Source organism: Heyndrickxia camelliae (assembly GCF_002844575.1).
Lineage (GTDB): Bacteria > Bacillota > Bacilli > Bacillales > Bacillaceae_C > Margalitia > Margalitia camelliae.
In genome coordinates this window covers 1-3,244 of the sequence record NZ_PIQO01000051.1, presented here as the reverse complement: position 1 = coordinate 3,244, position 3,244 = coordinate 1, and the positions used below count along the sequence as shown (strand labels likewise).

Sequence of the window (3,244 nt, the reverse complement as noted above, 5' to 3'; positions counted from 1 at the left end):
GAGGAGTATTGGCTCCTCTGGATATTGTTCCGGGAGTGAGCGGGGTATCGAAGTTCAGCAGTGCAGTGCGAGTGACACATCTTGGAGAGAATCTGGGAGCGTTAGGATTAAGGACAGGAGTCAAGGCTGGGTTTCACCAAGGGGTTACCCATATTGATAATATGGTGAAAACCGCGGGAAGGGAATCAGTCTCGAGGCTAAAAAGTGCTGCGTCTAAAGTAAAAGATGTACCAGTTGTGGTGCAAAAAACATCCTTGCATGCGCCTGATGTTGCATCTCCAAATAGTTTCAAAAACCAAATAGGAGAAGCTTTAAAAGAACATAATTTAACCTTCAGTCACTTCCAAGAATTAAAACTGAAACATATATCAGAATTAACTAGTGATGAAGTTCGTATTATGAAAGAAATAAGAGATTCAGTAACTCCTATTACAAAAGAAACTGTGCTACAGAAAACAATTCCAGCTAGTGATATAGAAAAATATATATCTGGTGATTATGCTGAAATAGGTGGATATGTTGCTAAATTTGATGACGTTGGTCATATTAAAAACTATGGTGATGTGGTTGAATCTTTCCGTCTTGATTATACTTCATGGAATGGAACTAGGCCATTTCCGGAAGATGGGAATGTGTATGGTAAAATTAAATTTACAACTAACAATGTAGATAGAATTGAAATCCCTTATGGAGAACGCTTTGGAGGAACAAATACAGATGGTCCACCGTGTACACAGAATGGTTTTACAGGATCCAGAAATGGTGAATTAGTTCCTGAATGGCAATTTGATAATAGATATTTTCCTAATAATGGAGCAGAATTATATAGAGTTACGGATGGTATTGAAAAACTAGTAGCTATATTTGATAGTGATTTAAAAATGTTTATACCAGTCAAATAATAAGGGAGGGGTATCTATGGAAAAAGGGATTTTTGCAAAATATACAAATAAAATCTTTAGAGTTAGTAATATTGATGGGGATATTATAAGACTTGTTAGTGACGATCAAGCGGATTTGAACAATGGGTTTAAAGAAAAAATTTATCCGAGCAATTATAAAGATAGTGCTAACTTACCTAGGATATATATCAAGGAAATAAATAAAGCAGAAATTGATGAAATTTATGAAGTTGATTACAAAGCAAAGTACAAAGGAAATATATTTAATTTAAGTTTTAGTAATTCAGGCTCACAATTTAGACTTGGGACTAATAATGCGGAACTTGCAAAGCAAAATGGATTTGAACGAACCGATAAATACTACTATGAGAAAATAGTAAATCAGGATGAGATTGAAGTTTTAGAATTAATAAAGAAACTTTAATGTCGAGAAAACTAGTTATTGATAATGGTGGTGTGAATGGTTGGAAGATATAGGGCTTAACGATATACAAATAAATAGACAGTTAAATAGAAACTTCTTTTTGCAATATTTTAATAATAAATTAATGCCCTATAACCAAGATACAGAGATATTTACTTTTAAAATAGTAAAAAGTATTGAAAATATGAATTTCTGGATAGTAATAGGTTTTAGCGGAAATAGAATCACCTATATAGAATTAGAAAATGCAGATGAGAATCTCACTAACGATTACACAAATTGGTCAAATTATAAGGTTCAGAAAAAAAAGGAAAGTCATGATAAATGGGTAAAGAAACTTCTTGGCGAACCTGATGAAACTTCTAATGGGAATCTAAGATATGACTTTAATTGGGGAATTGTTTCTTCATACTTAGACCCAAGAAGTGGGACTGCTGCAATATCAATTAGATATAAATATAGCGAAAATAACTAGTCAGGAAAACGAATATCGAGGACAATATAAATTTTTTGCCTAGCATCCCTTTACAAGAAAGATCAGGCATATTGTTGATATTGAATCGAAACAGCGAGCTTCTATTAGGATTATGAAAGTTAAAATAATGTACTTGCAAACGGCGAAGCTGGTGATTTCAGCTCAACACTCGCGTTTCAGTAAATGTTTGGGTGTATTGGAGGAGGCATAACACTTTGACTAGAATAGAGTATGAAAACTTTATAGCAATGCAAAACATTGATACAAATAAATTAAATCTGGTTATTGGAGAAAAGAAGATAATTCCCTTTGTTACAGGTTGTTTCGAAGAAGATGGTGTATGGAAAATCTATATGGTAGGGGAACGTCAAGACCTTGATGTAGTTCAAGAAGGAACAGAAGAGGAAATATTTAATGTCATGTGCAGTATAACTAAAAGTAGATATAATTAATTATTTAATATCAAAATAAAAAAAGAAAGAATTTCAGTGTTTTAAAATTTTTATCAATTTACTTGGAATCTATTATCTTTACTGGATCTATCAAACTTCAGATCGATTGATTGTTAGCAATAAGTCAAAAAGTCCAGCTGTGGAAGTAATCTTAGGAATTATTACATTACGATTCTATTTTCTAAATTGGTATTATAAAACCGCCAAACAGGTATACGAATACGCCCAGGCAAAGGGCTATCGTGGAATACCAGATTAAACAGTGGCCTGCCTTCTTTTTAGCAATCCTTCTATTGGGAGATTATTTCTCATGGGACTCATCAGTCCAATATAAAACAATCTATTTAATGGATAAAGTATAAGCCATATAAGAATGGTTTTTACCGATTATATCAATAAGAGAATAAATCTATTGATGATGATACTGGACGGCAGTAAACTCCCTTTTTTTAGTGGTAATTCCGTAGATTTGTATAATGCGAACGCAATGAATTGAATAGCCACTTGTTCAGACATAGAGCGTGAGAAGAAGAATAGGGTAGAATCACTCATTTTACCCATAAGAATGTTTCTTTTGTTTTTACTAGAAAAGTAAGAAACTGAACATGAATCGAGGTAATGTGATGGACGTCAAATACATACCAGCCGACTGGGAAAAGATGAGAGACGGCATCGGCGATNGATTTAATTGGTCTTGGCCGTTGGGGCAAAGGCATGATTGATGACCTAAAGGATTTGAGTGATAATTTAGAGGATGCAGAGTCCGATATCGCGAAATATGACAGTGATGGAGTGATTTCCTTTCATCACACAAGTCAAAAGAGTAAATACCAAGCACTGTATGAAGACTTTGAAGTGCTCCATTCCTTTACGGGAAAAGTCGGGGACATCGTCGATCGTAGAATCGACCATCCCTTCTATGAAGAAATCGATGCATTCGTAGAGACGATGAGGGATGCCACTATCTCCAAATACACCACGAAAAACCGAA

Annotated in this window: 4 protein-coding genes and 2 pseudogenes; all 6 read left to right on the top strand. The window is 34.2% G+C overall.

Features of this window, described 5'->3' with window-relative positions:
• Positions 1-902 (top strand): annotated as a pseudogene (locus tag CWO92_RS25790) (hypothetical protein); the annotation flags it as partial.
• A 16-nt stretch (positions 903-918) separates the two neighbouring features.
• Positions 919-1,326 (top strand): UCP033725 family protein, encoded by a 408-nt coding sequence (locus CWO92_RS24780; protein WP_101356836.1) that lies wholly within the window; start codon positions 919-921, stop codon positions 1,324-1,326.
• A gap of 40 nt (positions 1,327-1,366) precedes the next feature.
• Positions 1,367-1,801 (top strand): hypothetical protein, encoded by a 435-nt coding sequence (locus tag CWO92_RS24775; protein WP_101356835.1) that lies wholly within the window; start codon positions 1,367-1,369, stop codon positions 1,799-1,801.
• A gap of 215 nt (positions 1,802-2,016) precedes the next feature.
• Positions 2,017-2,253, top strand: a complete 237-nt coding sequence (locus CWO92_RS24770) for a hypothetical protein (protein ID WP_101356834.1) — start codon at positions 2,017-2,019, stop codon at positions 2,251-2,253.
• A gap of 46 nt (positions 2,254-2,299) precedes the next feature.
• Complete coding sequence (locus tag CWO92_RS26655; RefSeq protein ID WP_101356833.1) at positions 2,300-2,512, top strand: DUF4234 domain-containing protein; 213 nt, start codon at positions 2,300-2,302, stop codon at positions 2,510-2,512.
• Positions 2,513-2,967: 455 nt separating this feature from the next.
• A pseudogene (locus CWO92_RS24760) lies at positions 2,968-3,244 on the top strand (hypothetical protein); the annotation flags it as partial.